Annotated in this window: 24 protein-coding genes; 12 read left to right on the forward strand and 12 right to left on the reverse strand. The window is 71.0% G+C overall.

What is annotated here, in order from left to right:
• The first annotated feature begins 48 nt into the window (after window positions 1-48).
• Window positions 49-1218 (forward strand): AbfB domain-containing protein, encoded by a 1170-nt coding sequence (locus tag ACFWN2_RS01385; protein WP_382424114.1) that lies wholly within the window; start codon window positions 49-51, stop codon window positions 1216-1218.
• Window positions 1219-1265: 47 nt separating this feature from the next.
• On the opposite strand, the gene ACFWN2_RS01390 is transcribed toward ACFWN2_RS01385, so the two are convergent.
• The 4 genes from ACFWN2_RS01390 to ACFWN2_RS01405 all read right to left on the reverse strand — a co-directional run bounded on the left by ACFWN2_RS01390 (window position 1266) and on the right by ACFWN2_RS01405 (window position 5029).
• Entirely contained in the window at window positions 1266-1628 is a 363-nt protein-coding gene (locus tag ACFWN2_RS01390) for a DUF5955 family protein (protein ID WP_382424115.1), read from the reverse strand.
• 14 nt (window positions 1629-1642) lie between these two features.
• Window positions 1643-3289, reverse strand: a complete 1647-nt coding sequence (locus ACFWN2_RS01395; RefSeq protein WP_382424116.1) for a hypothetical protein — start codon at window positions 3287-3289, stop codon at window positions 1643-1645.
• 10 nt (window positions 3290-3299) lie between these two features.
• A complete protein-coding gene (locus ACFWN2_RS01400) occupies window positions 3300-3842 on the reverse strand; it encodes a hypothetical protein (protein WP_382424117.1) in 543 nt (180 codons plus the stop codon).
• 146 nt (window positions 3843-3988) lie between these two features.
• On the reverse strand, window positions 3989-5029 hold the full coding sequence (locus ACFWN2_RS01405) for a LacI family DNA-binding transcriptional regulator (RefSeq protein WP_382424118.1): 1041 nt from the start codon (window positions 5027-5029) through the stop codon (window positions 3989-3991).
• A gap of 140 nt (window positions 5030-5169) precedes the next feature.
• Between ACFWN2_RS01405 and ACFWN2_RS01410 the strand changes: the two genes are divergently transcribed.
• The 5 genes from ACFWN2_RS01410 to ACFWN2_RS01430 all read left to right on the forward strand — a co-directional run bounded on the left by ACFWN2_RS01410 (window position 5170) and on the right by ACFWN2_RS01430 (window position 11290).
• Window positions 5170-6486 (forward strand): extracellular solute-binding protein, encoded by a 1317-nt coding sequence (locus tag ACFWN2_RS01410; RefSeq protein WP_382424119.1) that lies wholly within the window; start codon window positions 5170-5172, stop codon window positions 6484-6486.
• A 16-nt stretch (window positions 6487-6502) separates the two neighbouring features.
• Complete coding sequence (locus ACFWN2_RS01415; protein WP_382424120.1) at window positions 6503-7444, forward strand: carbohydrate ABC transporter permease; 942 nt, start codon at window positions 6503-6505, stop codon at window positions 7442-7444.
• Window positions 7441-8313, forward strand: coding sequence for a carbohydrate ABC transporter permease (locus tag ACFWN2_RS01420; protein ID WP_382424121.1), 873 nt, complete (start codon window positions 7441-7443; stop codon window positions 8311-8313). The genes ACFWN2_RS01415 and ACFWN2_RS01420 overlap by 4 nt, the downstream gene beginning before the upstream one ends.
• A gap of 24 nt (window positions 8314-8337) precedes the next feature.
• On the forward strand, window positions 8338-10143 hold the full coding sequence (locus ACFWN2_RS01425; RefSeq protein ID WP_382424122.1) for a glycoside hydrolase family 2 protein: 1806 nt from the start codon (window positions 8338-8340) through the stop codon (window positions 10141-10143).
• Window positions 10144-10210: 67 nt separating this feature from the next.
• Entirely contained in the window at window positions 10211-11290 is a 1080-nt protein-coding gene (locus ACFWN2_RS01430; RefSeq protein WP_382424123.1) for an exo-alpha-sialidase, read from the forward strand.
• Here ACFWN2_RS01430 and ACFWN2_RS01435 read toward each other — a convergent pair.
• Entirely contained in the window at window positions 11266-11988 is a 723-nt protein-coding gene (locus tag ACFWN2_RS01435; protein WP_382424124.1) for an SDR family NAD(P)-dependent oxidoreductase, read from the reverse strand. The genes ACFWN2_RS01430 and ACFWN2_RS01435 overlap by 25 nt on opposite strands.
• 91 nt (window positions 11989-12079) lie before the next feature.
• On the opposite strand from ACFWN2_RS01435, the gene ACFWN2_RS01440 reads away from it, so the two are divergent.
• Complete coding sequence (locus ACFWN2_RS01440) at window positions 12080-12685, forward strand: TetR/AcrR family transcriptional regulator (protein WP_382424125.1); 606 nt, start codon at window positions 12080-12082, stop codon at window positions 12683-12685.
• Here the strand turns inward: ACFWN2_RS01440 and ACFWN2_RS01445 are convergent.
• On the reverse strand, window positions 12674-13054 hold the full coding sequence (locus ACFWN2_RS01445) for a winged helix-turn-helix transcriptional regulator (RefSeq protein WP_382424126.1): 381 nt from the start codon (window positions 13052-13054) through the stop codon (window positions 12674-12676). The two genes, ACFWN2_RS01440 and ACFWN2_RS01445, sit on opposite strands and share 12 nt — an antisense overlap.
• A gap of 107 nt (window positions 13055-13161) precedes the next feature.
• Here ACFWN2_RS01445 and ACFWN2_RS01450 point away from each other — a divergent pair, with 107 nt between their 5' ends.
• The gene (locus ACFWN2_RS01450) at window positions 13162-14004 is read left to right on the forward strand and encodes an enoyl-CoA hydratase/isomerase family protein (RefSeq protein WP_382424127.1); all 843 of its coding nucleotides are present in this window, start codon (window positions 13162-13164) and stop codon (window positions 14002-14004) included.
• Here ACFWN2_RS01450 and ACFWN2_RS01455 read toward each other — a convergent pair.
• Window positions 13995-14597 carry a TetR/AcrR family transcriptional regulator gene (locus tag ACFWN2_RS01455; RefSeq protein ID WP_382424128.1) on the reverse strand — a complete coding sequence of 201 codons (603 nt, stop codon included), beginning with the start codon at window positions 14595-14597 and terminating at the stop codon, window positions 13995-13997. The genes ACFWN2_RS01450 and ACFWN2_RS01455 overlap by 10 nt on opposite strands.
• An 88-nt stretch (window positions 14598-14685) precedes the next feature.
• Between ACFWN2_RS01455 and ACFWN2_RS01460 the strand changes: the two genes are divergently transcribed.
• On the forward strand, window positions 14686-15468 hold the full coding sequence (locus ACFWN2_RS01460) for an MBL fold metallo-hydrolase (RefSeq protein ID WP_382424129.1): 783 nt from the start codon (window positions 14686-14688) through the stop codon (window positions 15466-15468).
• A 58-nt stretch (window positions 15469-15526) separates the two neighbouring features.
• On the opposite strand, the gene ACFWN2_RS01465 is transcribed toward ACFWN2_RS01460, so the two are convergent.
• The 5 genes from ACFWN2_RS01465 to ACFWN2_RS01485 all read right to left on the reverse strand — a co-directional run bounded on the left by ACFWN2_RS01465 (window position 15527) and on the right by ACFWN2_RS01485 (window position 22705).
• Window positions 15527-15970, reverse strand: a complete 444-nt coding sequence (locus ACFWN2_RS01465; protein WP_382424130.1) for a hypothetical protein — start codon at window positions 15968-15970, stop codon at window positions 15527-15529.
• A 42-nt stretch (window positions 15971-16012) separates the two neighbouring features.
• The gene (locus ACFWN2_RS01470) at window positions 16013-16462 is read right to left on the reverse strand and encodes a hypothetical protein (RefSeq protein ID WP_382424131.1); all 450 of its coding nucleotides are present in this window, start codon (window positions 16460-16462) and stop codon (window positions 16013-16015) included.
• Complete coding sequence (locus ACFWN2_RS01475) at window positions 16431-20654, reverse strand: hypothetical protein (protein ID WP_382424132.1); 4224 nt, start codon at window positions 20652-20654, stop codon at window positions 16431-16433. Before ACFWN2_RS01475 ends, ACFWN2_RS01470 begins: the two co-directional genes overlap by 32 nt.
• Window positions 20655-20847: 193 nt before the next feature.
• The gene (locus ACFWN2_RS01480; protein ID WP_382424133.1) at window positions 20848-21288 is read right to left on the reverse strand and encodes a hypothetical protein; all 441 of its coding nucleotides are present in this window, start codon (window positions 21286-21288) and stop codon (window positions 20848-20850) included.
• 46 nt (window positions 21289-21334) lie between these two features.
• On the reverse strand, window positions 21335-22705 hold the full coding sequence (locus tag ACFWN2_RS01485; RefSeq protein WP_382424134.1) for a short-chain fatty acyl-CoA regulator family protein: 1371 nt from the start codon (window positions 22703-22705) through the stop codon (window positions 21335-21337).
• 153 nt (window positions 22706-22858) lie between these two features.
• Here ACFWN2_RS01485 and aceA point away from each other — a divergent pair, with 153 nt between their 5' ends.
• The 3 genes from aceA (at window position 22859) to ACFWN2_RS01500 (ending at window position 26658) form a co-directional block, all read left to right on the forward strand.
• Complete coding sequence (gene aceA / locus ACFWN2_RS01490; RefSeq protein WP_382424135.1) at window positions 22859-24133, forward strand: isocitrate lyase; 1275 nt, start codon at window positions 22859-22861, stop codon at window positions 24131-24133.
• Complete coding sequence (gene aceB, locus ACFWN2_RS01495; RefSeq protein WP_382424136.1) at window positions 24133-25638, forward strand: malate synthase A; 1506 nt, start codon at window positions 24133-24135, stop codon at window positions 25636-25638. The genes aceA and aceB overlap by 1 nt, the downstream gene beginning before the upstream one ends.
• Before the next feature lie 219 nt (window positions 25639-25857).
• Entirely contained in the window at window positions 25858-26658 is an 801-nt protein-coding gene (locus ACFWN2_RS01500; RefSeq protein ID WP_382424137.1) for a helix-turn-helix domain-containing protein, read from the forward strand.
• The last annotated feature ends 72 nt before the right edge of the window (window positions 26659-26730 follow it).

Below are 26730 nucleotides of genomic sequence, written 5' to 3' on the forward strand. Positions count from 1 at the left end.
GGTCCACGCGACCACCCCGGCTCTTCCCTGCGCAGTGAGGAGTTCGACATGGTGCGACGACGCACGGCCGGCCTGATGGCAGCCCTCCTCGCCCTCGGGGTGCTCGCGCCCACGGGTGTGGCGACCGCGGCGGAGAGCAACGGCGGCACGAGGGTTCTCGCCCTCGGCGACTCGATCACCGACGGGTTCAACGTTCCCGGCGGCTACCGGATCAACCTGTGGCGCGGCCTGGCCGCCGCGGGCCACCTCGTCGACTTCGTCGGCAACCGGTCCAACGGTCCGGCGGACCTGCCCGACCACGACCACCAGGGCCACCCCGGCTGGCGCATCGACCAGATCGACGCCATCGTCACCTCGGTGCTCCGCGAGACCACACCCCGCACGGTGCTGCTCCACCTGGGCACCAACGACATCGTGCAGAACCACGACCTCGCGGGCGCTCCGGCGCGGCTGAGCGCGCTGGTCGACCACATCCGCGCGGCAGCGCCCAACGCCGACGTGTTCGTCTCCTCCGTGGTCCCGCTGACCGACCCCGCCCTGGAGGCCAGGGTCAACGCCTACAACGCCACCATCCCCGGCATGGTGCGGGGCAAGGGATCCCGCGTCCACTTCGTCGACATGCACGCGGCCCTCACGACCGCCGACCTGGCCGACGGCGTGCACCCCAGCCGTGCCGGCTACGACAAGATGGCCGCCCGGTGGGCCTCCGCGCTCGCCGCCGTGCCCGGATCGGCGGGAGACGACGGGGCGCCCGTCGCCCTGCCCGGCGGTGCGCGTTCGCTGCGGGTCACCACACCGGGCTTCACCGACCGGTACGCACGGCACCAGAACGCGTTGGGGTACACCGAACACGTCGACGCGGGCAGCTCGGCGCTGCTGAAGTCCGACGCCACCTGGCGGGTCGTCCCCGGTCTCGCCGGCGGCTGCCACAGCCTGGAGTCGCGCAACTTCCCCGGCTACTACCTGCGGCACCAGAACAGCCGCGTGAAGATCAGCACCGATGACGGCACGGCGCTGATGCGCGCCGACGCCACGTGGTGCGGCAAGTCCGCTCCGACCGGTGTGCGGCTGGCCTCCTGGAACCTGCCCGGTTCCTACCTGAGGCACATCGGCAGCGAGCTGTGGCTGGCCACGCCGGGTGGATCCGGTCCGCAGGACTCGGCCGCGAGCCTCGTTCCCGACATCGGCTGGTCGTTCGACGCCCCCTGGGCGCCCTAGGGTTCTGCGTCGAAGTCCGATCCGCGACGGCCGGACTTCGACGCTCCCTACGCCCCGCCGAACGACTCGACCGCCTTGGTCAGCTCCCCGACGGTCTCCACGAGCGGCGCGACGGGCTTCACCATCCCGTTGATCCGCTCCAGCACCCGTGCGATCACGCCCTTGTCGGGTTCGGGTGACTCCAGCTCGTCCTGGAGCTCCTCCGCGGCCTCGTCGACCTCGTCGGGGAGCTCGGCGCGGTGGCGTTCCAGCAACGTCATCAGCTCGGCCACCAGTTCGTTCGTCGCCGGTGAGGCGGTGAACTGGAGGCCGTGGCTGATGGCGCGGGCGTTCTGGCCCACTGCCTGGTTGCCCACGTTGCTCACCCCGCCGAACTGCTGGACGCCGTAGTTCGGGGAGCTGTCGGGCATGGGTTTCCCTTCGGTCACTGCGGTTTCGGGGTGGCGGGCTCGGGTGGGGCGAAGTGCGCGGTCGCGGTGGCCTCGCTGCCGACCGCCTGGTTGCCCACGTTGCTGATCCCGCCGGTCTGGATGATGCCCTGGTTGAGGATGGTCATCTGGCGGTTGCGGAACTCCGTGGTGTCCACACCGCGTTCGTCGAGGAAGTCGAGCAGCGCGGCCAGCACGTGCCGTTCGATCAGCTTGAGGTGCTTGGCGGCGTCGGTCTTCTGGAAGTAGTTGTGGTAGTTGGTGTCCGTGGCCTCCTCGCGGACGCTGAACCGGGCGCCGTAGCTGTACCCGAGGTCCTGATCGGCGATCGCGCGCTCGACCGTGCGGTGCCGTTGCCACCGCCAGTGGAAGGTCGCGTCCCGCAGTACCCGGAACGGCGCGCGCGGCACCGCACCCGCCAGCCCGCTCGCGGCCCTGGCCAGCATGCGGCCCACCGCGCCCGCGGTGAGCACCGGGCTGATCCGGTCGACGTCGTGGTACTGCTGCCACAACGGACCCAGCACGGTCCGGTCGCACTGCAGGTACAGCAGCCGCCCGTCGGTGGAGAAGTGCAGGAACGTGCTCGCGACCACCTCACCGCCCCACGACGGCACCTGCGCGCAGAGGTAGTGCCTCGCCGAGCCGTGCGGGCGGGCGGCGAGCCGGGCCAGGTCGTCGCCCGCCAGATGCTGCACGGGCGCCTGGTCGCGTTCGGGCAGCAGCGCGGGGTGCATGACGAGCGCGTTGCCGCTGACGAAAGCGCGTTCGGTGAGGAACAGCCCCGGCAGCTCGTCGGGCTCCACTCCTATGCCCGCCAACCGGTCTCGCACGTGGGTCACCAGTTCGACGGCGTCGAGCGGCACGACCTGCTCCTCGCCGGCCTCGGGCTCCGGCCGCAGCGACGGCAGGGCGAACGACCACGTGGACACGAGCGAACCGTGGCCGATGAACGGCGTGAAGCCGTCGTAGACGGTCACGTTGCCGCGTTCGGCCTCGTCGATCGCCTCCAGCCGGTCGGACAACCAGGCCTGGCTCGCCGGCAGCGGCGGCGCCTCCCGCGGCTGGAACGCCGACCGGGTGAGCTCGCTGAGCAACGTCTGGCGCGTCTGCCACTCGCTCCACACCATCAGCGCGTACATGACGAGACCGATCAGCAACGCGACCCACGGCAGGCCGACCAGCCAGTCGTCGACCGGCGGCTCCGGTCGCGGACGACCCCGCGTCGGTTCAGGAGCGGTGCCGAGCGCGGACACGATCTGCACGGTCACCAGCACCAGGATCGCGAGCGTGATGAGCGCCAGCACGACATCGCGCAACCGGCGCGACTCCGCGGCACGCTTGGCGAGCCCGCCGGAGACCGGGAGCACCACCAGCAACGCCAGGATCGTCCACAGTGGAGAGATCACCAGTGCCAGCGCCGTCGCCGCGAGCAGACACCAGTCGCGCACCCGCCGCTGCCTCATGCCCGCCAGCGCGTGCAACAGCACGGCGCGCAGGGAGAACCCGACCGACGGCGCGGCGGCGTGCAGGTCCTCGTGCAGCAACGCCTTGCTCATCCGCTCGGCGAAGCCCTCGTCGGTCCTGGCCGCGACGCACAGGTAGCGGGTCGTGTCGTCGGGGGAGAAAGCGGTAGGGCGGCTCATCGGATCCCCTTCACCACAACGACTTCGGTGCGTTGGCACGGTTCTCGCGGCTCGCCGGCCTCCGGCGCCGGTTGGTGACGACGGCACCCAGCACCGACCCGAACACCACGCCGAACGCCGCGCACGTGCCGAGCTGGGAGAGGAAGAACTCCTCCGGCCGGTCGGGAATCAGGTAGGGCAGTGTCGCCCGGTCGTCGAGCAGGGTCACCGAGACGAGCGCGGACGTCAGGCCCGCGACCACCGAGCTGAGCGTGGTCATCCCCACGGTGGCGACGAACAACCCCCTGCCGCCCGCCGTCTCACTGATCCAGCTCGACACCTTGTTCAACCCGGCGACGGCCAGCGCCACGAACAACGCCGTCCGCAGGTTGGCGAACCAGAAGAAGAACGGGCCCGCCTGGTCGATGTCGACGAACCAGGCCGGGTACGAGAGCAGCACGGTGGCGACGCGCAGCACCGAGTCGGAGTCGGACAGCGCGAGGTCGAGGTTCAGCCACGGGTTGCCGACCAGCGCGACGAAGCCGAGCAGCACGGCGACGCCGGGTTCGAACAAACGGCGTAAGTGAGGTTCCCCCTGGCCTGTCACACCCGCAAACCTAGATCTTCCAACGGTTTGGCTGCGACGGCCGATTGGCGTATGGGTGGCGGCGGGGGAGTTGCACCTGCGGGCGGGACCGCCGCTACCGGGGCTTGCAGCCGCTACGACTGCCCACCGGCACCGCCGCCACCGCCGTTGCTCCCCATCCGAGCCGAACTCGCCCGCACCGCCAGCTCGAACCCGGCCACGTGCAGCCGTCCCGGCACGTCCGCCCCCTCGACCCGGTCGATCAACCGGCTCACGGCCAACTCCGCTATCTGCCGCTTGTCCGGCGACACCGAGGTCAGCGGCACCAGCCCGTACGCGCTGTCGTCGATGTCGTCGAACCCGACCACGGCGATGTCGTCCGGCACCCGCAGCCCTGCCTGGTTCAGCGCGTGCATCGCCCCGAGCGCCACCGGGTCGTTGGCGCACAGCAGCCCGTCGACCGGGCCGGATCCCTTGGCCGCCAACAGGTCCGTGACGGCGGCGAAGCCGTTCGCGCGGTGGTAGCCGTCCACGTCCACCACCTGCCGGAACGGGAGGGCGGCCGCGGTCAGTTCCAGCTGGTAGCCCTCGATGCGCTGTTCGGCCATGTCGGAGCGGAAGTCGCGGGCGCGTCCGATGAACGCGATGCGGCGGCAGCCCTGTTCCACGAGGTGGCGGGTGGCGGCGCGGGCCGCGGCGACGTTGTCGATGGCGATCCGGTCCGTGCCGGGGATGTCGTGCTCTCCCAGCAGGACTAGCGGGCCGGTGTCGCTGTTCTCGATGTCCTCCGGCTCGCACGCGGAGGCGCTGAAGAGCAGGCCGTCGACGAGCTGGCGGTCGATTCGTTGCAGCAGCGCGGCTTCGCGGCCGCGTTCGCCGAGGGTCTGCATGACCAGCACGGTGTAGCCGCGGCGTTCTGCCTCGTGCACGACCAGGCGCGCGAGCTCGGCGAAGTAGCCGACGTCGAACTCCGGGAAGGCCAGGGCGATCAGGCCGCTGCGTCCGGTGCGCAGGCTGCGGGCCGCGCGGTTCGGGCGGTAGCCCACCTCGTCGATCGCGGCCAGCACCCGGCGGCGGACGTCCTCGCTGATGTGCTGGTAGTCGTTGACGACGTTCGACACGGTCCGTGTGGAGACCCCCGCCCGTAGCGCTACGTCGCGCTGTGTAGCTGCCACGGTCACTTTCCTCCAAAGCCTGGTTGTGCTTGTCCTGCGAGTTTGCCACGTGGTAGGAATGTGCCACGTGGCAAACGGGGCGTGTCGCCCAGATGGCGTGAGCCGCGGACCACCTACCGACCTCAGCGTGGAGGCGTTCGATGGTGACGCTCAACAGGCGGCAGGCGCTCAGGGCGATGGCTCTCGGCGGGACCGCTCTGGCGACCGCCGCGTGCGGCAGCCCGCTCGCGAGCGGACTCGTGGCGACCCCGCTGGAACCGGAGAAGGTCGCGTTCTGGAACCTCTGGTCCGGTGGGGACGGTGCCCGCGCGCAGACGATCTTCGAGCGCTACCGGGCCGCTCACGGCGCCGGGGCGCTGGAGGCGACCACGCTGGCCTGGGGCAGCCCGTACTACACAAAACTCTCCCTCTCGATCGTCGGTGGACGGCCACCGGACGTCGCGGTTTGCCACCTGTCCCGGCTGCCCAACTTCGTCCGCGCGGGACTGCTCACCGAGCTCACGCCGGCGATGCTGGCGGGCGCGGGCATCGACGGCGCGCAGTTCGACGCGTCGGTGTGGCGGTCCGGCCTGGTCGGCGGCAAGGCGTACGGCCTGCCGGTCGACATCGGCGCGCTCGTCCTCTACTACAACACCGACCTCTGCGGCCGCGCCGGACTGCTGGACTCCGCCGGTCGCCTGAAGCCGATCACCACCGAGGCGGACTTCCGCGCGGCACTGGCCGCCACGGTCCAGGCGGGCGCCAAGTGGGGACTGGTGTCCCCGGTCATCTCCGACCCGTCGTCGAACTGGCGGATCTTCGACACGGTGTACACGCAGATGGGCGGCCCGCCGCTGCTGGGCGACGACGGCACGCGGGTCACGATGGACGACCGGACCGCCGCGGAGAGCCTGCGCTGGCTGCGGCAGCTGACCGAGGAGGAGCTGAGCCCGGACACGGCCACCGACGTCACGTCCGTGTCGCTCTTCGCGTCGGGGCAGAGCGCCTTCCTCGTCCACGGCGCGTGGCAGGTTCCGACGGTCGTCGACTCGAAGGTGCCCTTCTCGCTCGCGCCGATCCCGCAGCTCTTCGGCAAGCCTGCCGCGTTCGCCGACAGCCACATGCTCGTGTTCCCCCGCAACGACTCCGGGCAGGGCCCCGGCCGTGCGCTCGGGTTCGCGAAGTTCTTCCTGGAGAACACGGACGTCTGGGCGCAGGGCGGCAGCCTCCCTGTCTACCGGCCGGTGCTGGAGGGTTCCTGGTTCCGCGACTACGAACCGGTCGCGAGCACCGCCCCGACCAAGGACATCGCCATCTACGACCCGCCGGCCTGGTACGCGGGCGCCGGCTCGACGATGCAGACGCTGGTCGGCGCGCAGGTGGCGCTGGCACGGCAAGGGCTCGCCGGCCCGGACGAGGCGGTCCGCGCCATCCGGGACGCGCTCGCCGGGTACGCCGCCACTCCCAGCCCCCTGTAGAGACCGGAGGACCGCCATGACCAGCGCCACGGTGGCGCCCCCGCGCACACCACCGTCCACACAGGACTCCATCGAGACCGTTCCGCGCACCCGGCGCAGTACGGCGCCGTGGCTGTTCCTCGCCCCGTTCGGCGTGCTGTACCTGCTGTTCGTGCTCGGGCCGACGGTCTACGGGTTCGTCCTGTCCTTCTTCGACACCAGCCTGGTGAAGCCGGGACTGGGCGACGCCGTCGGCTTCGGCAACTTCGCGGCGCTCCTCGCCAGCGCGGACTTCTGGGACGCGCTCTGGAACACCGTGCGGTTCACGCTCTACACCACGCCATTGCTGGTGGTGCTGAGCCTGCTGCTCGCCGTCCTGGTGAACCGGGTCGGCAGCGGCAACCGGCTGTTCCGCTTCGCCTTCTTCCTGCCGTACATCCTGCCCTCGGCGACGGTCGCGCTGATCTGGCTGTTCATCCTCACGCCGGACAGCGGTGTGCTCGCGACCGTGCTGAAGGCCGTGGGCGTCGCACCGCCGGCCTGGCTCGGCGATCCGGACTGGGCGATGCCGTCGATCGCGGGCGTCACGCTCTGGTGGACGCTGGGCTTCAACTTCGTGCTGTACCTGGCCGCGCTGCAGGAGATCCCGCGCGAGCTCTACGAGGCCGCGGCGATCGACGGCGCGGGCCCGTGGCAGCAGACCACGCGGATCACGTTGCCGTTGTTGCGCCGCACCACCGCTCTGGTCACGGCGCTGCAGCTGATCGCGTCGCTGAAGGTGTTCGACCAGATCTACCTGATGACCATGGGGGCCGCCGAGACCCGACCGGTGCTGGAGTACGTCTACGACACCGGGTTCACCGACTACCGGGTGGGCGCCGCGTCCGCCGCGTCGATGCTCTACTTCCTGCTCATCCTCCTGGTGTCGGGGCTCTGGCTGCTCGCCACCCGCCGCCGTGACCGCGAGGTGATCCGATGACCGCGCTCAGCGCAGCGGCGCCTGGCAGGCACCGGCCCGCCGTCTCCGCGACGAGGACCTTCGACCTGCTGTGCCTCGTGGTCGTGGCGGTGTTCGCGTTGCTGTGGATCCTTCCCACGGCGTTCGCGGTCCGCACCTCGCTGGTCGAGAACACGACTGCGGCCCAAGGCGCCACGGAGATCATCGGCAGCGGCGATCTCACCCTGCACTCGTACCTGGCGCTGTTCGCCCAGGGCGACATCCTGAACTGGTACCTGTCCAGCGCGATCACCTCGGTGCTCACCGTCGTGCTGACGCTGGTGAGCGCGAGCATGGCGGCGTTCGCCCTGTCCCGGCTGCGGTTCCGCGGCAAGCGGTCGGTGTTCCTGGTCGTGCTCGCGGGCATCGTGATCCCCGGTCAGGTGCTGATCGTGCCGTGGTTCCGCGAGCTCGGGGCGTTCGGGTTGCTGAACACCTACTGGGCGGTGATCCTTCCGCAGGTGCCCTCGGCGATCGCGGTCTTCGTCTTCAAGCAGTTCTTCGACGGGATCCCGCGCGAGATCGAGGAGTCCGCGATGGTCGAGGGCGCCGGACCGTGGACGCTGTACCGGCGGATCGTGCTGCCGCTGAGCCGTCCCGCCATCTCCGCCGTCGCGATCTTCACGTTCGTCTGGACGTGGAACAACCTGCTCTGGCCGTTGATCGCGGTGTCGAACCCGGCGCTGATGACCATCCCGGTGGGACTCGCCACCGTGCAGGGCTCGTTCGGCGAGCGCTACGCCGACGTCATGGCGTCCTCGATCCTCGGCGCGCTGCCGTTGATCCTGCTCTTCCTGTTCTTCCAGCGCCGCATCGTCGAAGGCGTCACCAGCACCGGCCTCAAGGGCTGAGCCGGGATCCGAAGGAGCTCACCGATGACCCACCCCCGTCCCCAGCTGACGCGGGCGAACTGGACCGACCTGTGCGGCGAGTGGGAGTTCACCCACGACGACGCCGAAGCCGGACTCGACGAGAACTGGCACGTGATCGGGGCGGTGTTCGACCGCACGATCACCGTGCCCTACCCGCCGGAGTCGGCCGCGAGCGGCATCGGCGACACGGGCTTCCACCCGGTCGTCTGGTACCGCCGCACGTTCGACGCCCAGGCGGGCGGGCACCGGGTGCTGCTGCACTTCGGCGCCGTCGACCACCGCGCGTCGGTCTGGGTCAACGGGCAGCTGGTCGCGACGCACGAGGGCGGCCACACGCCGTTCTCCGCCGACATCACCGCCGCCCTGCGCGACGGCGCCGAGCAGGTGCTGGTCGTGCGGGCCGAGGACCGCAACGACCCGCACCAGCCGCGGGGCAAGCAGGACTGGCGGGCCGAGCCGCACGACATCTGGTACCACCGCACCACCGGGATCTGGCAGCCCGTGTGGCTCGAACGGGTGCCGCTGGTGTGGATCGACTCGGTCCGCTGGACGCCGAGGCCGTTCGATGGCCTGGTGGAGCTGGAGGCCGGGTTCGGCGGCGTGCCGGACGGCCACCGGCTCGGCGTGCGGCTGCGGCTGGGCGACGAGGTGCTCGCCGAGCAGTCCGCGGTCGTGCGCGGTGAGCGCGCGCGGCTCACGATCAGCCTGCCGGTGGCGGAGAACCGCCAGGAGCTCGGCCGGCTGCTGTGGTCGCCGGAGCACCCCACGCTGATCGACGCCGACCTCGAACTCTCCGGCCCGACCGGCACGGACGTCGTGCACAGCTACCTCGGCCTGCGCACGACCGGTGTGCGCGAAGGCCGCTTCACGCTCAACGAGGCCCCGTACTTCCCGCGGATGGTGCTGGCCCAGGGGTACTGGCCGCAGAGCCACCTGGCCGCGTCGGACGAGGAACTGCTCCGCGAGGCGCAGCTCGTCAAGGAGCTCGGCTTCAACGGCGTGCGGGTGCACCAGAAGGTCGAGGACCCCCGGTTCCTGCACCACTGCGACCGGCTCGGCCTGCTCGTGTGGGGCGAACTGCCGAGCACGTACGCGTTCTCGGCGACGTCGGTCGACCGGCTCAGTCGCGAGTGGACGGAGGTCGTCCTGCGCGACGTCAGCCACCCGTGCGTCGTGGCCTGGGTGCCGATCAACGAGAGCTGGGGCGTCGACCACATCGCCACCGACCCGGCGCAACGGGCGCTGGCGACGGCCCTGTACCACCTGACCAAGGCGCTCGACCCGACCCGGCCGGTGATCTCCAACGACGGCTGGGAGCACACGGTCAGCGACATCTACGGCCTGCACGACTACACCCCGACCGCCGCCGGACTGCTGTCCCGCTACGGCGACGCCGCCCGCGTCGAGTCCACTTTGGCCGGTTCCGGACCGGCGGGGCGCAGGCTCCTGCTGGAGGGCCGGATCCCCGGCGTGCCGGTCATGCTCTCCGAGTACGGCGGCCTGAGCTTCACCCCGCAGGCGGGGGAGGAGTGGCACGGGTACGCCACGCTCGCGGACGCAGACGCGTTGCTCAAGCGCTACGACGAGCTCACGTCCGCACTGCTCGAAAGCCCTGCCGTGGCGGGGTTCTGCTACACCCAGCTCACCGACACGTTGCAGGAGACCAACGGCCTGCTCACCGCCGACCGGCAGCCCAAGCTCCCGGTCGAGGAAGTCCGCCGCATCAACCGCCGCCCCGCAGCCGCGATCCCCGTCGAGGAGATCGCGCACGAGTACCACCAGGCAAAACGCCGCTCCAGCGGCGAATGACCGAATCCAGGAGGCGACAACGATGCGTCTGCGAGCGTTTCTGGCCATTCTGATCAGCGTGTTATCGGTGGCAGGTGCGGTCACACCGGCACAGGCCGCCGCGGGGACCGAGGTCGGTGCCGGGATGTACCCGCGAGTGGTGCGGCTGCAGCACTCCGGCGCGGCGAACGGGACCTACGTGTCCAGTTCCGTCGCGTTCCCGGCGGACCGGCCGCACGGCGTCGCGAGGATCTACTCGAGCACCGACGGCCGCAACTACCGCAACATCGCGACGATCTCCGACGCGACGGCGTCCCGCGGCATCTGCTGCGGCACGCTGTACGAACTGCCCGCTCCCGTCGGGAACCTCCCGGCGGGCACCCTGCTGTGGTCGGCGTCGTTCGGCGGTGACAACCACAGCGCGAGCCAGCCGATGGTGATCCGCGTCTGGCGCAGCAGCGACCAGGGCAGGACCTGGCAGTTCCTCAGCACCCTCGCCACCGCGCGCAACGCCGGCGGCCTCTGGGAGCCCGAGTTCTCCATCGCGTCCAACGGGCGCCTGGTCGCCCACTACGCCGACGAGACCGACGCGAACCACAGCCAGAAGCTCGTCCAGACGACGTCCGCGAACGGCGTCGACTGGACGGCCCCGACCGACGTCGTCGCGGTCTCCAACCGCGCCGACCGTCCGGGAATGCCCGGCGTGCGGCGGCTGCCCGACGGCACGTTCCTGATGACGTACGAGATCTGCGGCCCGACGTACAGCTGCGCGGCGTTCCTGCGCACGTCGTCCGACGGGCTGCGCTGGGGTTCGGTCACCGCGGCAGGCACCCGTCCGGTCACCGCGAACGGCACGCACTTCCGCCACACCCCGACCATCGTCCTGAAAGGATCGACGATCGTCCTCATCGGACAGGTTCTGGTGAACTCCGGTGGCACCGCGCAGACCGGCAACGGCGGGGCGATCCTCGTCGGCACGCTGGGCGGCACCTGGACGCAGCGGGCCGCACCCGTCACCGTCGCCGGTCCCGTGGTGGGGTCACCCGGCCCGGTGCAGAACTACAGCCCGTCCCTGGTGTTCTCCGCGGACGGCCGGACGCTGGTCGAGGTGACCACGGCCGACAAGGCGGGCCTCAGCACGGTTTACGCCGGCACCGCCGCTTTCTGAGTGAGTTCGCGGTCGAAGACGTCGCGCTCGACGTGCATCTGCCACAACGCGTCCGCGATGTCGGACGGGTCGATCTCGGTGAAGGCGGTGTCGTGCGTGAGCGCCCCCGACCGCAGCGCCTCGTGCACCGCGCTGCCCGTGATCATCGACCCGATCTGCAGCGTCGCCGCGTGCACGCCTGATCCCGCGATCTCCTGCGCGAGGCTCCGCACGTAGTTGCGGGTCGCGGCCATGGCCGGCCCCACACCGCTGAGGTGCGGGGCCGGCCTGGTCGCCGAGGTGCTCTGGGTGATCAGAATGCTGCCCTCGCCGCGGCCGGTCAGTTCGCCCAGCACGGCCCTCACCAGGGCGATCGGGGTGAGGAAGTACAGGTCGAGGTGCCGTTGCATGGTCTCCGGGGTCAGGTCGGCGGCCGGCATGAAGCTGCTCAGGTCCAGCGGCGCGTACGAGACCACGTCGATCCGCGTGAAGTGGCCGCGGATCGCGTCGATCAGGGCGGGGATCCCGGACGGCTGGGCCAGATCGGCCGGGAACACGGCTGCCTCCACACCCTCCTCTTCCAGTTGGCCGGCGAGTGCGGTGAGGCGGTTCTCGTTGCGTGCGACGAGGGCGACCCGGTACCCCTCGTGGCCGAAACGCCGGGCGACGGCAGGGCCGTGGCCGGTACCGGCGCCGAGCACGACGATGGTCTTGGACATCAGCGACTCCAGAAGTTGACGGTGTTCTCAACTTATCCGAGAACTTGAGGTTGCTGTCAACTTCCGCTCCGGTTCCTCTAGGCTGGCCGGTGTGACCACGGAGGGGACGGCCCCGTTGCGCAGGGACGCGCGGCGCAACCAGGAACGGCTCGTCGCGGCGGCGGCCGAGGTGTTCCGGGAGAAGGGGCTGGAGGTGCCGCTGGAGGAGATCGCGCAGCGCGCGGGGGTGAGCACCGGAACCCTCTACAACCGCGTCGGCGGGCGGGAGGCGTTGATCGACGCGGTGATGCCCGCGCTGGTCGCCGAACGGATGGGCGAGGCACTCGCGCTGGCGCAGGCCGCCGAGGACCCGTGGGAGTCGCTCGTCACCTACGTCACGGTCCTGTGCGAGCAGCAGGCCACCGACCCGGCGTTCCGCGACGCCGTCAGCCGCCAGACGCACGACGCTCCGGAACTGGCCGAGGTGTGCGAGACCGGGTTCGGGAAGGCTGCAGGGTTGCTCGACCGGGCTCGCCAAGCCGGTGCGGTGCGGGCGGGAGTCACGGCCGACGACCTGGCGCTGGTGATCTTCGCGAACGCTCTGGTCGTGCGGGAGACCGCCGCGACCGCACCGGAGGCGTGGCGGCGCGTGCTCGCGTTCAGCCTCGGCGGGCTGCAGTCCGGAGCCACGCACCCGTTGCCGGGGTCAGCGGGCTGACGTCCGCTCGTCGTACTCCCGTTGCGCGGCCATGACCTCGACGCTGTTCGCGACGGTCCACTCGTACAGGCCGAGGAACGGCGCGCGGAACGACTCGCCCAGCGGGGTCAGGGAGTACTCCACGCCGATCGGCGAGGTTTCGAGAACCCGGCGCCGGATCAGGCCGTTGCGCTCCAGTCTGCGCAACGTCTGGGTGAGCACCCGCTGCGTCACGCCGTCGAGCTGCCGCTTGATCTCGTTGAACCGCGTCGGCCGCTCCAGCACCGCCAGCGCCATCATCGACCACTTGTCGGCGACCTGGTCGAGGATCGGGCGGCTGGGGCAGTCGACGCTGAACCGCGGGGCGTCGGTCGGCTGGGTGGTGTCCATGGGGATCCTTGGTGCTCCGAAAGTGCGTTATTGATCATTCGCGGGTCGCGGACCAGTGTGGGTATGCATCGCAAACCTACTGGCTCATCGACAACCTGGGACCCATTGTGAACCTGGACGCGTACAAGACCCTGAGCGTCGCCGTCGACTCCGGCATCGCCCGGATCACGCTCGACAACCCGCCCGTCAACGTCCTGAGCGGCACTCTCATCCGTGAGCTGCACGAGGTGCTCGGTGCGCTGCGAGACGACCGTTCGGTCCGCGTGATCGTGTTCTCCAGCGCGAACCCGGAGTTCTTCCTGGCGCACGTCGACATCCACATCCTCGACGAGATGGACGGGCTGGAGGAGCTCGCCGGGCGGAGCTCCGGCGCCAACCTGTTCCAGGGCGTCGGCGAGCTGCTGCGCCACCAGCCGCAGGTCACGATCGTCGAGCTCGCCGGCAAGGCCCGCGCGGGCGGCGCCGAGTTCGTCGCGGCGGCCGACCTGACCTTCGCCGCGCGGGAGACCGCCGGGCTCGGCCAGACCGAGGTGCTGATGGGCATCGTCCCCGGCGGCGGCGGAACCCAGTACCTGCGCGAACGGGTCGGCCGCAACCGCGCCCTCGAACTGCTGCTCACCGCGGACCTGGTGGACGCCGACACCGCCGCCGCCTACGGCTGGATCAACCGCGCGGTGCCCGCGGCCGAGCTCGGCGCGGTGGTGGACGGGGTGGCGCGGAAGATCGCCGTGCTCTCGCCGGAGATCATCGCGGCGGCGAAGCGGCTGGTCCCGCCGTCGGACCTGACCGACGCCTACCAGGCCGAGCACGACGCGTGGGCCGAGCTGGTCAGCGGGCCCCTGCCCCTGCGGCTCATGACGCGCGCTTTGGAGCACGGCGTGCAGACGCCGGAGGGGGAGCGCGACCTGGAGTCGGTCATGCGAGCCGTGGCCACCGCCGTTCAGGACTGACTCAACGCCCGTTCCATCGCGCGGCGCGCCCGCCCGGCCGCGGCCGGGTCGTGCTGCAGCTGCATGGCCGCGTTCAGCGCGAGACCGGCGGCGAGGATCTCGAACAACGCCTGCTCGACGTCGAACCCCTCGGGCAGCTCACGCCGCTCGACCGCGGTGACTAGGTCGGCCCGCAGCTGCTCCTGCCAGCGCGACCACGCCTCGGCCACCGCGTCGCGCACCGCGCCGGGGCGTCCGTCGTACTCGCTCAGCGCCGCGGTGAGGAGACAACCCCCGGGCAGCAGCGGTTCGGCGAGGTAGTGCACGGAGTTGTCGCACAGCACGCGCAGGCGGCCCAGGCCGGGTTCTTCGACCAGGGCGGGCTCCACGAACCGCACCCAGAAGTCGACGAACGCCTTGTCCAAAGTGGAGATCTGCAACGTCTCCTTGGTGCCGAAGTGCTTGTGCACCCCGGACTTGCTCATCTCCAGCTCGTCGGCGAGGCGGCCGATGGTGATGCCGTCGAGGCCCTCCTCCGACGCGATCGCGGCGGCACGGCTGAGGATCCGGGCTCGGGTGACCAGTGCCTCGGCGGCGGAGCGGCGCGGTGACATGTGACGAGAATAGCGTACGCACGTTCGCTATTGATTTGGAGAACGCTCGTACGCTAATTTCGCCGCACAAACGACGAGGGAGTGCGACGTGCGGGTACGACGACTGGGCTGGGCGGGTCTTGAGGTCGAGGCGGCGGGCAGGAGGCTGCTCATCGACTACGTGGAGGACCTGACCCCGCTCTTCACGGGCTGGAAGCCGGGCATCGGGCTGACCAGGGCGAGCGGGCAGGCCACCGCCGCGCTGGTCACCCACCTGCACCGCGACCACACCGACGCGGCGGCGCTCGCGGGGACGCTGACCAGGGGAGCGCCGATCCTGCGTCCCGCACGGGGTCATGGCGACGACGTGGACAACGTGGCGACGTTGCTGAGCGAGCGCGAGCTGGTCGAGCACGGGCTGGCCGCCGAGGTGGTGGACACCTGGTCGGTGCGCGAGTTCGGCCCGTTCCGGGTCACGGCGGTGCCGTCGATCGACGGGCTGGGCGACCCGCAGCTCAACTGGGTGGTCGAGGCGGACGGGCAGCGCCTCTTCCACGGCGGCGACACGATGTTCCACGGCTGGTGGTGGCTGGTCGCGCGCCGGTTCAGCCCGTTCGACGCGGCCTTCCTGCCCGCCAACGGCGCGGTGGTCGACGCGCCGCACCTGCAGCCGCCGAGCCCGGTGACGGCGGCGATGAACCCGTTCCAGGCCGCCGCGGCCGCCGAGATCCTGGGCGCCCGGTACGCGGTTCCGATGCACTACGAGACCGAGCAACCGGTCAAGCTGCCCGGCTACGTCGAGGTGGACGACCCGGCGGCGGAGTTCCGCGAGCACGCCGGGCAGCGGTCGCACGTGCTGGCCGTCGGGGAGTGGCTGGACCTCGCGGCCTGAACGCGTGCGGGGTGGGGCCTTCCGGTGAAGGCTCCACCCCTCGCAGCTGGTCCGGCTGTCAGGCGCCGGTCGTCGCGAGCCCGTCGCGGAACCACGCCGGCATCGCCTCGTCGGCGCGCGGGAACCACTTCTGCTCGGTCGCGAAGTTCTCCTGCGACGGCGCCTCGTCGAACTTCGGCGCCTCGTCGCGGTTGTAGTTGATGCTGTACCTGCCGGGCGGGTCGAGGACGTACTCGAACTCGATCCACGAACCGAGGCCCTCGGCGTACATGCCCTTGCGCAGCTGCTGGAACTTCCGCCACACCTCCGGCGGGAACGACCAGCCGCGCACGGAGCCGTCGGACATCTTCACGCCCGTGTCGGCCTCGCTGTGCGGGCCGATCATCTTGGCGCGCAACACCAGACGCGACCACCCCTGCGGAAGGGTCGGCAGGATCTCCTGCGTGATCTCCGCGAGCTTCTCCTGCTGCTCGATCGGGCTGAGCTCCGGCCAGTTCGCCATGCTTGTTCGCTTCCTCCTGGATCGCCGTCGGGCTCGGTCAGCCTACTGACCGGCCTCGTGTGCGCGTTGCAGGTCGAGCCCGCGCTCGACGGTCTCCCGCAGCCAGTCCGGCACGTGCTCGTCCGCGCGGGGAAAGGCTTCCAGGTCGCGCACGAACATCATCGGGTGCAGCTCCGGCGACCACCGCGGGTCCTCGTCGAAGTTGAACGTCACCTCGGGCTCACCGCCGCGGCGCAGCACGAACCGCGCCGAGAACCACGTGCCGCGGTCCTCCTCGTACATCTCCTCGCGGAGCTCCTGCAGCTGGTCGGTCAGCTCCGCCAGCCGCACCTCGCCCGCGAACCGCCCCTGCGCGTCCTGCGCGGACGAGGCCAGCTCGTAGGACAGGACGTTCGCCCAGACGTCGAGGGTGACGCGGTTCCACCCGACCGGGGCGCCCGCCTCCAGCGACGAGAGGACGTCAGCGACCCTTGTACCTGGTCTGGGGTCCATAGTTCACCTCCGGCCGGTTCGGGAAGACGCGTTCCTTGGTCACGACGTTCTCCACGACCGGCTTGTTGTCCGGCCCGAGCTGGACCGTACCGTCCGCGTTGCGCGCGTACGTGACCTCCTGCCAGCGCATGGTCACCTCGCTCGGCACGCCGTCGGCCTCGCGCGTCGCCCGCACCTGGTAGTTCTGGACGTCCTGGTGCGGCTGGCTGGAGAACGCGACGAGCTCCGTCTCCTTGGCCCGCCACGACGGCTCGTGGAACCAGCCGTCCCGCGCGTTGCCGGAGTTCGAGCCCGCCATCTGCCCGTGCATGTTGAGGTACTCGCCGAACCCGCCGAGCTCGTTGGCCAGCAGGTGACCGCCTGCCCACTTGACGCGCGAGTTGTCGATCTCCTCCTGCGTGAGCGTCCGGTCCGGCGGATCACTCGGGTACGCGGCCTCACCCTCCTGGTACGCGCGCTGCTGGGCACCCTTGCCACCGTCGTCGTCGCGGTAGTTCTTGTTCTGCCCGCCCGCCTCGACATCGCCGGTCATCGAGTCGGTCTGACCGTGCTGGTCGGTGTGGAACGCCAGTGACTTGTCGCTGTTGTGGTAGTTCGGCACCTGGTACTTGGCGTCCGGCAGCAACGGGTGGCTGAGGTCGGGGTTGAACCCGGACCACTTGCCCTTGCCGTCGACCGCCATGTCCTGCCGCCCCGGCGTCGCCTCGACCCACTTGACGTTGCCGTCGCCGTCGGTGACGAACGTCGTGCGCGTGCCGTTCTCGTTGACCACCGGGTACTCGGTCCACGGCTCCAGCGGCTGGTGGTCGCGCAGCGGCACCGGCACCGGGTCGGGGTTCTCGATCGGCTGCAGCCGGTCCGGCTCGGTGTTGCCGTCCGGCACCGTCTCGCGGTCCCGGTGCGGCGCCTGGATCTCCTCGTGCCGGTTGAGCGGCTGGCGGGGCGCGTCCGGGTTGTTCGGGTCGACCGGCTGGTGCGTGGGCCGGTCGAAGTCGACGAACCGCTCGTTGAACGCCGGGTCGTCCGCCGGGATGACCCGGTCCCTCGGGGGCGGCGTGTACTCGGGGTCGTCGGTGGGGTCGTTGTTGTCGTGGTTCTGCGGGTTTTCGGGGTCGCTGGTCTGGGGGTCGTTGTTCTGGGGGTCGTCTCCGCGGTCCCTGGCGTCGGCGCCGTCGGTGTCGCGGTGGCTGCCGGGCGCGTAACCGTCGTCGCTGGCCCTGGTCCTGCTGCCGTCGGGGTGGTGCGTCTCCCACTCGCCGTTCGGAGGGATCCGGGGCGAGCGCGTGCCGTCGGGCGAGATCTCGGGATCACTGGTGAAGACGCGACCGTGGCTGTCGGTCCACGCGGGCTTCGTAGGCGCAACCACAGGGGCGTCGAGGTGCCGCGACAACTGCTGCGCGAAGTCGTTGCTGCCCGCGTCACACCCGATGAGCCGGACCGGCCGGCTGCCGTCGTACCCGCCGCGCCGCAACATGTCGGCGTACTCGGCGGGCGTGTAGTCGTGCCCGCCGATGCGAGCCCGGCCGTCCGGCGTGACGTGCACGTCGGCGGTGAAGAACCGCGGGTCCTCCGGCACCCGGTGGGGCAGGTCGCCCATGTCTGGGTCGCCACCGTGGTGCGACACACCGGCAGGCGTCTGCTCGGCGTGCCGCTCGTGCGCCTGCTCGGGGGAGGGCCGGTCCTCGGGGTGCGAGGTGGGTGCGTCGCCGTCGTGGCTCGTGTCCGCGTCGTGGTGGTTGGGGGTTTCGGTGTCGCGGTGGGGGCTGTCGGGGCCGTGTCCGGGCCCGTCGGGACGGGTCGAGTCGGGAGTGGTGCTGTCGGGTCGGGTGCTGTCGGGTCGGGTGCTGTCGGGCCGGTTGGAGTCAGGTCGCGTGGAGTCCGGCCGAGCACCGTCCGGCCGAGCACCATCTGGGCGGGTGCTGTCTGGACGGGTGCTGTCTGGACGGGTGCTGTCGGGACGGGTCGAGTCGGGCCGCGTCGAGTCAGGCCGGGTGCCGTCCGGCGTGGTGCCATCGGGACGGTGGTGCGGCTGCCCAGGTGCGTCGGGACGCTGTCCGGGGTGCGTTGTAGGTCCGTCGAAGCCGCGCGGACGGGCACCGTCGGGCCGTCCGGCATCGGGCCGTCCGGCATCGGGTCGGCTCGCGTCGGGACGGTGCTGCGGCGCGGGCGAGTCCGGCCTGCTCGACCCGCCGGGGTGGCCGGCGGGTGCGTCGGTCCGCGGACGGGAGGCGTCCGGGCGGGGGCCGTCGGGGCGCGCGCCCGGACCGTCGGGCCTGGTGCCCGGTGAGCCGGGAGCGTGGCCGCCCGGCGAGTGCGGGGTGGGGCCACCGGCGTGTGGCGTGCCTCCGCCTGGCGTGAAGCCGGGTTGCTGCGGCACGTTCGGGGTGCTGGGAGCGTTCGGGGCGTTGGGGCTGGTGTGCGGGGCGGAGGGGCCGTCCGCGAAGGTCGGTGTTGTCGTCGATTGGGGGCGGGTCGGCGCGTCCGGGCGGCCTGAGGGTGACGTCGTGCCCGGTCCGTCGGGCGAGCCCGCGCTCGGGCCGCCGTGAGACGACGGTGCGGCCGGGCTGTGCGGTGCTGCGGGACCGCCGTGCGGTGCGTTGGGTGCTGACGGCGCGCTGGGCCCGGAAGGTGCGTTGGGACCGCTGTGCGGGGCGGAAGGCGCGTTCGGCGCGCTGAAGTTCGGCTGCGACGGGCTCGACGGGCGGGCCGACGACGGAGTCGTGTCCGGGGTGCGCTGGGACGGCAGGCCCGAGCCCGCGTCACCGCGCGAGCCCGGCGTGCCGGTCCAGCCCTGCCCGCCGCCTGCCGGTGGCCGGCCCGCTGCCGGGGAGGACGGGGTGTTGCCGCCCGCGTTCGGGGCGCCGCCGCCCATGGGGCCGGCCTGGGACGGGGTGGTGTCCGCTGTGCGCGGTGCTGCGGGGGCGTGTGGGGCGTCCGGTCGTGCCGGGGCCTCGGGGGGAGCGACGGAGGACTGGACGGTCTGGCCGGTGTTGCGCGGTGCGGGAGCGTCCGGAGTGGACGAAGGCGCGGCCGGGGAGTGCGGCGCACCTGGGCCTGAGGGTGCGGAGGGGGAGGACGGGGAGCTGTCGGGCGAACGCGGGGCCGACGGGGTGTCCGGGGTCGACGGGCTGTCGGGCGTGCGCGACGGCGAGGGAGCCGAGGGCGGCGACGCTGACGACGGCGCCGAGCTGTCCGGCGAAGAGGAAGGAGAAGACGAAGGCGAGCTGCTCGGAGAGGACGAAGAAGGCGAGCCGTCCGGTGACGACGGAGAGGAAGGCGAGCTGTCGGGCGACGAGGACGAAGGCGCGCCGCGTCCACCGGAAGGCGACAGATCAGGCGCGTCAGGCCGGTGGAACAAGCCACCGGGCTTGATGGACTTCGTCGAGATCACGTCAAGACCGGTCACCTTGCCGACCAGCTTGCCGACGACCTTCATGATCTTCGTGAAGATCTCGACCAGACGGCCGAGCAGCGGCGAGACCTTCTTGATGGTCTTGATGAGCTTCTGGATCAGCTCACCGATGCGCGTGGCCCACTTCGAGATCGCGGTGACGGCCTGCGCCACGATCACCGGCGTGCCGAAGCCCAGCGTGAACACGGCCTCCAGCACCCACGCGATCAGCTTGCCGACGAGGTCGGCGATCAGGTCGCGGACCATCTCGCGCACGAACGCGACGACCATGCCCATCACGCCGACGACGGTGCCGACCGAACCGGCGGCCGAGGCGGCGCCGGACAGCGCGTCGTTCTGGGCTCCCGCCGCCGCGCGGTACGAGTCCGCCGCCGGGCCCTGCCACGAGGCGGTGGCCTGCACGGCCTGCTGGTACTCCTGCGAGACCTTGCCGATCTCCTCCGCGACCTTGTTCCACGTCGCCGAGTACGACTCGATCACCGGCGGGTCGCCCGCCAGCCAGTCCAGCGCCTCCTTCAACGGCTGCATGTGTTCCATCAGGAACGAAGCCGCGGACGAGAGCAGAGTGCCGAACGGGTCGATCGCCATCGAGGCCGCGTCGGCGACCAGGCCGACCATGCCGAGGCCGCCCTCGACCCAGTTGCCGTCCTTGAAGCCGTTGAACGTGTCCATCGCGGACTCCGCGATGGAGATGCCCGTCATCCAGCCGTTGTCACCGGTACCGGCGTTCATGAACCCCGACGGCGCCGCGTCGGGCTGGACCACCAGCGGATTCGACATCACCGGCCCCCGAGGGTGGTCGCGCGGCCGGACGGCCGTTCGTCGATCGAACCGGCGATGGCGTCAGGCACCGGGCCGTCCTCCCCGAACGTTGCGGTACGTACTCGTCGACAGCATGACGCAGCGTTCAGCCGCCCGGTTCCCGCGGATTCCGGAATGGTCTGGACAGCGCAATGCCGCTGCGACCAAGGGCCTATTCGTCGTCGGGTTGAATGATCATCAGCCGGAACGTCGTCGACGGCGACTCCCGCCCGCACGTCTGCAGGATGTGCCAGGCCAGGTTGCCGGGGCCGTTGTCGAACTGGGGGAGGCGCTCCCTGCTGATCCCGAGAACGCCGTCGGGGCTCTCGTCGAGGAGGTCGGGCGTGCCCACGAGCACGGCGAGGCCGAACGCCAGCACGTCCGCGCGCAGGTCGTCGTCGAGGTCGTCGGTGAGGCCGATCATGCAGCGCGGGTCGCCGTTGCCGTCGGAGCCGAGGCCGACCAGGCCCGCGAGTTGCAGGCTGCGGGCCGCCGGCACGTCGAACACGCGGATGTTCGTCTCCATCGCCAACGCCATCAGCCTGGCCACCGGGGTGGTGAGCAGGGGGTCGTTGATGGTGGCGTCGTCTGCGGGATCCGTGGGTTCGCCCATGATGCGTTCGATCGTATGGCGACTGCGCCCACGCCGCGCGCGGCACTCAGTCGTGCACCGGGTACGGCGAGAACGTGCTGTGGTTCTCGTCGATCGCGAGCGTGCGCCCGACCTGCGGGAACGCGCGCTGGGCGCAGCCGATGCGCGGGCAGGTCTTGCAGCCCGGCCCGATCGGCACGGCGGCCTCGTGGTCGTCGAGGTCCAGCCCGGCCGAGTAGATCAGCCGTGAGGCGTGCCGCAGTTCGCAGCCGAGGCCCACGGCGTAGGTCTTGGTCGGGGTGCCCCAGCGGTGCGGCCTGCGCGTGACGGTGCGAGCGATCCAGAAGTAGCCGCGCCCGTCCGGCATGACGGCGATCTGCCGCAGCACCCTGCCCGGCGCGCTGAACGCCTCGTAGATGTTCCACAGTGGACACGTGCCGCCGGTGCGGGAGAAGTGGAAACCCGTGGCGGACTGGCGTTTCGACATGTTGCCGGCGCGGTCGATGCGGATGAACGAGAACGGGACGCCGCGCGACCGCGGCCGTTGCAGGGTCGAGAGCCGGTGGCAGATGGTCTCGAAGCCGAGGCCGTAGTGGTCGGTGAGCCGTTCGACGTCGTAGCGGAAACTCTCGGCGGTGGCCAGGAAGTCCTTGTACGGCAGGATGAACGCGGCGGCGAAGTAGTTCGCGAGACCGATTCTCGTCAGGGTGCGGGACTGCGGGTTGCGCACCTCGGCTGCCAGCGACGTGAGCAGGTCCCCGTGCTCGGCGTAGGCGACCTGCACGGCCATCCGGAACGCCTGCTGGCCCGGCCGCAACCCCGTGGACAGGTGCAGCACCCGTGTGGCCGGGTCGTACCGGTGCCGTTCGTCCGCGGTCTCCAGCCGGGAGACGCGGATCCCGTGCGCGGCAAGGCGTTCGGTCAGCACCGTCCGCACCTCGCCGCGTCGCAGCCGGCACTCCTGGGCGAGCTGTTCGGCCGGTTCGTCCAGGACGGCGATGTAGTTCTGGCGCTCGTAGAAGAAGTCGCGGGCGTCCTCGTGCGGCATCGTCACGGACACGGCGTCCTCGCTGTCGCCGGTGAGCAGCGTGAGCTGCTCGGACGCCTCGCGGTAGCGGCGGTGCAGCGCGATGACGGCCCTCGCCGCGTCGGGGGAGGAGCCGGCGAGCTCGGTCGGGACGGGCGCGCCCAGGTCCGAGAACACCTCGCGCAGTTCGGCCAACAGCCGGTGGGCGTCGTCGTGGGCGAAGAAGCTCGCGTCGACGCCGAACACCTCGGTGATCTTCAGCAGCACGGGCACGGTCAGCGGGCGCGAGTTGTGCAGGAGCTGGTTGAGGTAGCTGGGGGAGATCTCCAGCAGCCTCGCGACCTCCACCTGGCTGAGCGCGCGGTCGGCGATCAGCTGCCGCAGCCGGTGCCCGACGAAGGTCTTGTCCATGCGCGGACTATAGCCAACGAATGGCTTCGCAAAGTTCGCAAAATCGTGCGCAAACTTGGCAGAACTTGGCTGATTGCGGCCCTCGACCAGCGCTGAAGCGCAGATTTAGGTTCATTCGCAACGGACCGACCGGTGTTGGCAAGGAGATCCACGATGACCGAGGCGAACGAGCAGGCCCAGCAGCTGGCGCAGCAGTGGTCCACCGACCCGCGGTGGCGTGGCATCGAGCGCACCTACAGCGCCGAGGACGTCGTGAAGCTGCGCGGCACCGTCGTCGAGGAGCACACGCTGGCCCGGCGCGGCGCCGAGAAGCTGTGGGACCTGATCAACAGCGAGGACTACGTCCACGCGCTCGGCGCCCTCACCGGCAACCAGGCCGTGCAGCAGGTCAAGGCGGGCCTCAAGGCCATCTACCTCTCCGGCTGGCAGGTCGCCGCCGACGCGAACCTCTCCGGCCAGACCTACCCCGACCAGTCGCTGTACCCGGCGAACTCGGTGCCGCAGGTCGTGCGCCGCATCAACAACGCCCTGCTGCGCGCCGACCAGATCACCCACGCCGAGGGCGACCACAGCGTCGACTGGCTGGCGCCGATCGTCGCGGACGCCGAGGCGGGCTTCGGCGGCAACCTCAACGCGTTCGAGCTGATGAAGGCCATGATCGCGGCCGGAGCGGCTGGCGTGCACTGGGAGGACCAGCTCGCGTCCGAGAAGAAGTGCGGCCACCTCGGCGGCAAGGTGCTGATCCCGACCGAGCAGCACGTCCGCACGCTCAACGCCGCCCGTCTCGCCGCCGACATCGCGGGCGTGCCGTCCGTCGTCGTCGCCCGCACCGACGCCCAGGCCGCCACGCTGATCACCAGTGACGTCGACGAGCGCGACCGCCCGTACATCACCGGCGAGCGCACCGCCGAGGGCTTCTACCGCGTCACCAACGGCATCGACCCGTGCATCACCCGCGGCCTGGCCTACGCGCCGCACGCCGAGCTGCTGTGGATGGAGACCTCGAAGCCGGACCTGGAGGTCGCGCGCCAGTTCGCCGAGGCGATCAAGGCCGAGTACCCGGACCAGCTGCTGGCCTACAACTGCTCGCCGTCGTTCAACTGGCGCAAGCACCTCGACGACGCCACGATCGCGAAGTTCCAGCGCGAGCTAGGGCACATGGGCTACAAGTTCCAGTTCATCACGCTCGCCGGTTTCCACTCGCTGAACCACTCGATGTTCTCGCTCGCCCAGGGCTACGCCGAGACCGGCATGACCGCGTACGTCGAGCTGCAGGAGCGCGAGTTCGCGTCCGAAGTGGACGGTTACACCGCGACCCGGCACCAGCGCGAGGTCGGCACCGGCTACTTCGACCTGGTCAGCACCGCGATCAACCCGGCCAGCGGCACCACCGCGCTGAAGGGCTCGACGGAGGAGGAGCAGTTCTGATGCTGAACCACCGCATCGAGGTCGTCGGAGAAGCAGACCCGACCATCCTCACCCCCGAGGCGCTCGACTTCCTCGCCCAGCTCGACCGCGAGTTCGCCGGCCGCCGCGCCGACCTGCTCGCCGCACGCCGTCACCGCAGGGAAGACCCGGCACCGCTGGGATTCCTGGACGAGACCAGGCACGTCCGCAACGCGGACTGGTCCGTCGCCGGTCACGTGGCCGGCCTGGAGGACCGCCGTGTCGAGATCACCGGCCCGCCGACGCGCAAGATGACCGTCAACGCGCTGAACTCCGGCGCCAAGGTGTGGCTCGCGGACTTCGAGGACGCCACCGCACCGACGTGGGAGAACGTGATCGGCGGGCAGCGCAACCTGCTCGACGCCGTCACGGGCAGGCTCGACTTCACCGAGAACGGCAAGCGGTACGCGGTGGGCGAGGAACCCGCGACGATCGTGGCCCGCCCGCGCGGCTGGCACCTCGTCGAGAAGCACCTGGTGTTCGACGGACGCCCGATCGCCGCCGCGCTCGTCGACTTCGGCCTGTTCCTGTTCCACGCGGGCCGCGAGAAGCCGTTCTTCTACCTGCCGAAGCTCGAGAACCACCACGAGGCGAGGCTGTGGAACGACGTCTTCGTGCGGGCGCAGGAGATCCTCGGCATCCCGCGCGGCACGATCCGCGCGACCGTGCTGATCGAGACGATCACCGCCGCGTTCGAGATGGACGAGATCCTCTTCGAACTGCGCGAGCACTGCGCGGGCCTGAACGCGGGCCGCTGGGACTACCTGTTCAGCGTCATGAAGAACTTCCCGGACCAGGCGCTGCCCGAACGCGCGCGGCTCACGATGACCGTGCCGTTCATGCGCGCCTACACCGAACTCCTGGTGAGCACCTGCCATCGCCGGGGCGCGCACGCGATCGGCGGCATGGCGGCGTTCGTCCCGAGCAAGGACCCCGACGCCAACGCCGTCGCGTTCGAGAAGGTCAGGCAGGACAAGGAACGCGAGGCGGCGGACGGGTTCGACGGCTCGTGGGTCGCGCACCCCGGCCTGGTCCCGGTCTGCCGCGAGGTGTTCGACGACGTGCTCGGCGGCTGGCCGCACCAGCTCGGCCGCCTGCGCGAGGACGTGCGGGTCACGGCCGCCGACCTGCTGGACTTCTCCAGCGCGGGCGACGAGGTGACGGAACCGGGGCTGCGCAACAACATCGCGGTCACCGTCCGGTACCTCGACGCGTGGCTCGGCGGCACGGGGGCCGTCGCGATCTTCGGGCTGATGGAGGACGCCGCCACCGCCGAGATCTCCCGCTGCCAGGTGTGGCAGTGGCTGCGGCAGGGCCTGTTCACCCGCGAGCTCGTCGAGAAGATCCTGGACGAGGAGCTCCTCGGGCTCACCCACACCGACGCGGTGCGCGAGCTGTTCACCGACGCCGCGCTCGGTGAGGACCTGCCCGCGTTCATCACGCCTCGTGCGTACGCACACCACCTCACCAGGGTCGCGGTGGTGTGAGGCTCGCCCGCGTGCCCGAGCGGCGTGGCAGCGTGGGAAGGGGAGGTGGTGCCCCCGGCCGAGAACCCGGCCGGGGGCACCGCTGTCTCCACCGCCGGGTCAGCGCGGGCGTCGGTGGCTGAGGCTTGCCGCCGCCCGTCAGGCTGAGAACCACCTGGGCCGCGAGACCGGTGCTGTCGGGATCGGCCGCCCCGCTCCACCCCCGGTAGCATCCGGGAAATGCCCGCAACCCCTCTCGGTGAGTTCCTCCGCGCCAACCGGGCCCGCCTCGACCCGGCGGACGCGGGACTGGCCGGAGCCGCCGGCGGCCGTCGCGTCGCGGGACTGCGGCGCGAAGAGGTCGCCGTGCTCGCCGGAGTCAGCGCCGACTACTACGCGCGCCTCGAACAGGGCCGGGAGCGCAACCCCTCGGCACAGGTCCTGTCGGCCATCGGGCAGGCGCTGCGGCTGAGCGGCGACGGCAGCGAACACCTGTTCCGGCTCGCCGGCCTCACCCCGAGGACGGCACCGGACCAGGCGAGCGAACAGGTCCACCCCGCGTTGCTCACGCTGCTGGAGGCGTTTCCCGCCTCCGCCGCCTACGTTCTCGGCCCGTCGTTCGACGTGCTGGCCACGAACACCCTCGCCGCCGCGCTGCTCGCCCCTTTCGGCGGGATGCGGAACATGGTGCGGGTCCTGTTCACCCACCCCGAGGCCAGGAACGTCTTCGTCGACTGGCCCGTCGTCACCAGCGCCACCGTGCACGCGTTGCGCCTCAACGCCGGGCGCTTCCCCGACGCCGGGATCGCCTGCCTGGCCGAGGAGATGTTGCTGCGGTCGCCGGAGTTCCGCGAACTGTGGAACGACCAGGCCGTCAGCGGCCTGACGCGGGCGTTCAAGGTCTTCGTCCACCCCGGCGCCGGACGCGTCGAGCTGACCTACCAGACCTTCGACGTGCAGGACGCCCCCGGCCAGCAGTTGCTCGTCGGCACCGCCGAACCCGGCAGCCCCAGCGCCGAGGCCCTCGCCTCCCTGCGCTGAAGGTGGGTGTGCCACACCCGGGTAACGGCGTCCTTCTTCACGCGTGAGTTCCTCTGTTGACTCGATCCCGTC

The sequence above is a fragment of the Lentzea sp. NPDC058436 genome (genome assembly GCF_042721515.1).
Lineage (GTDB): Bacteria > Actinomycetota > Actinomycetes > Mycobacteriales > Pseudonocardiaceae > Lentzea.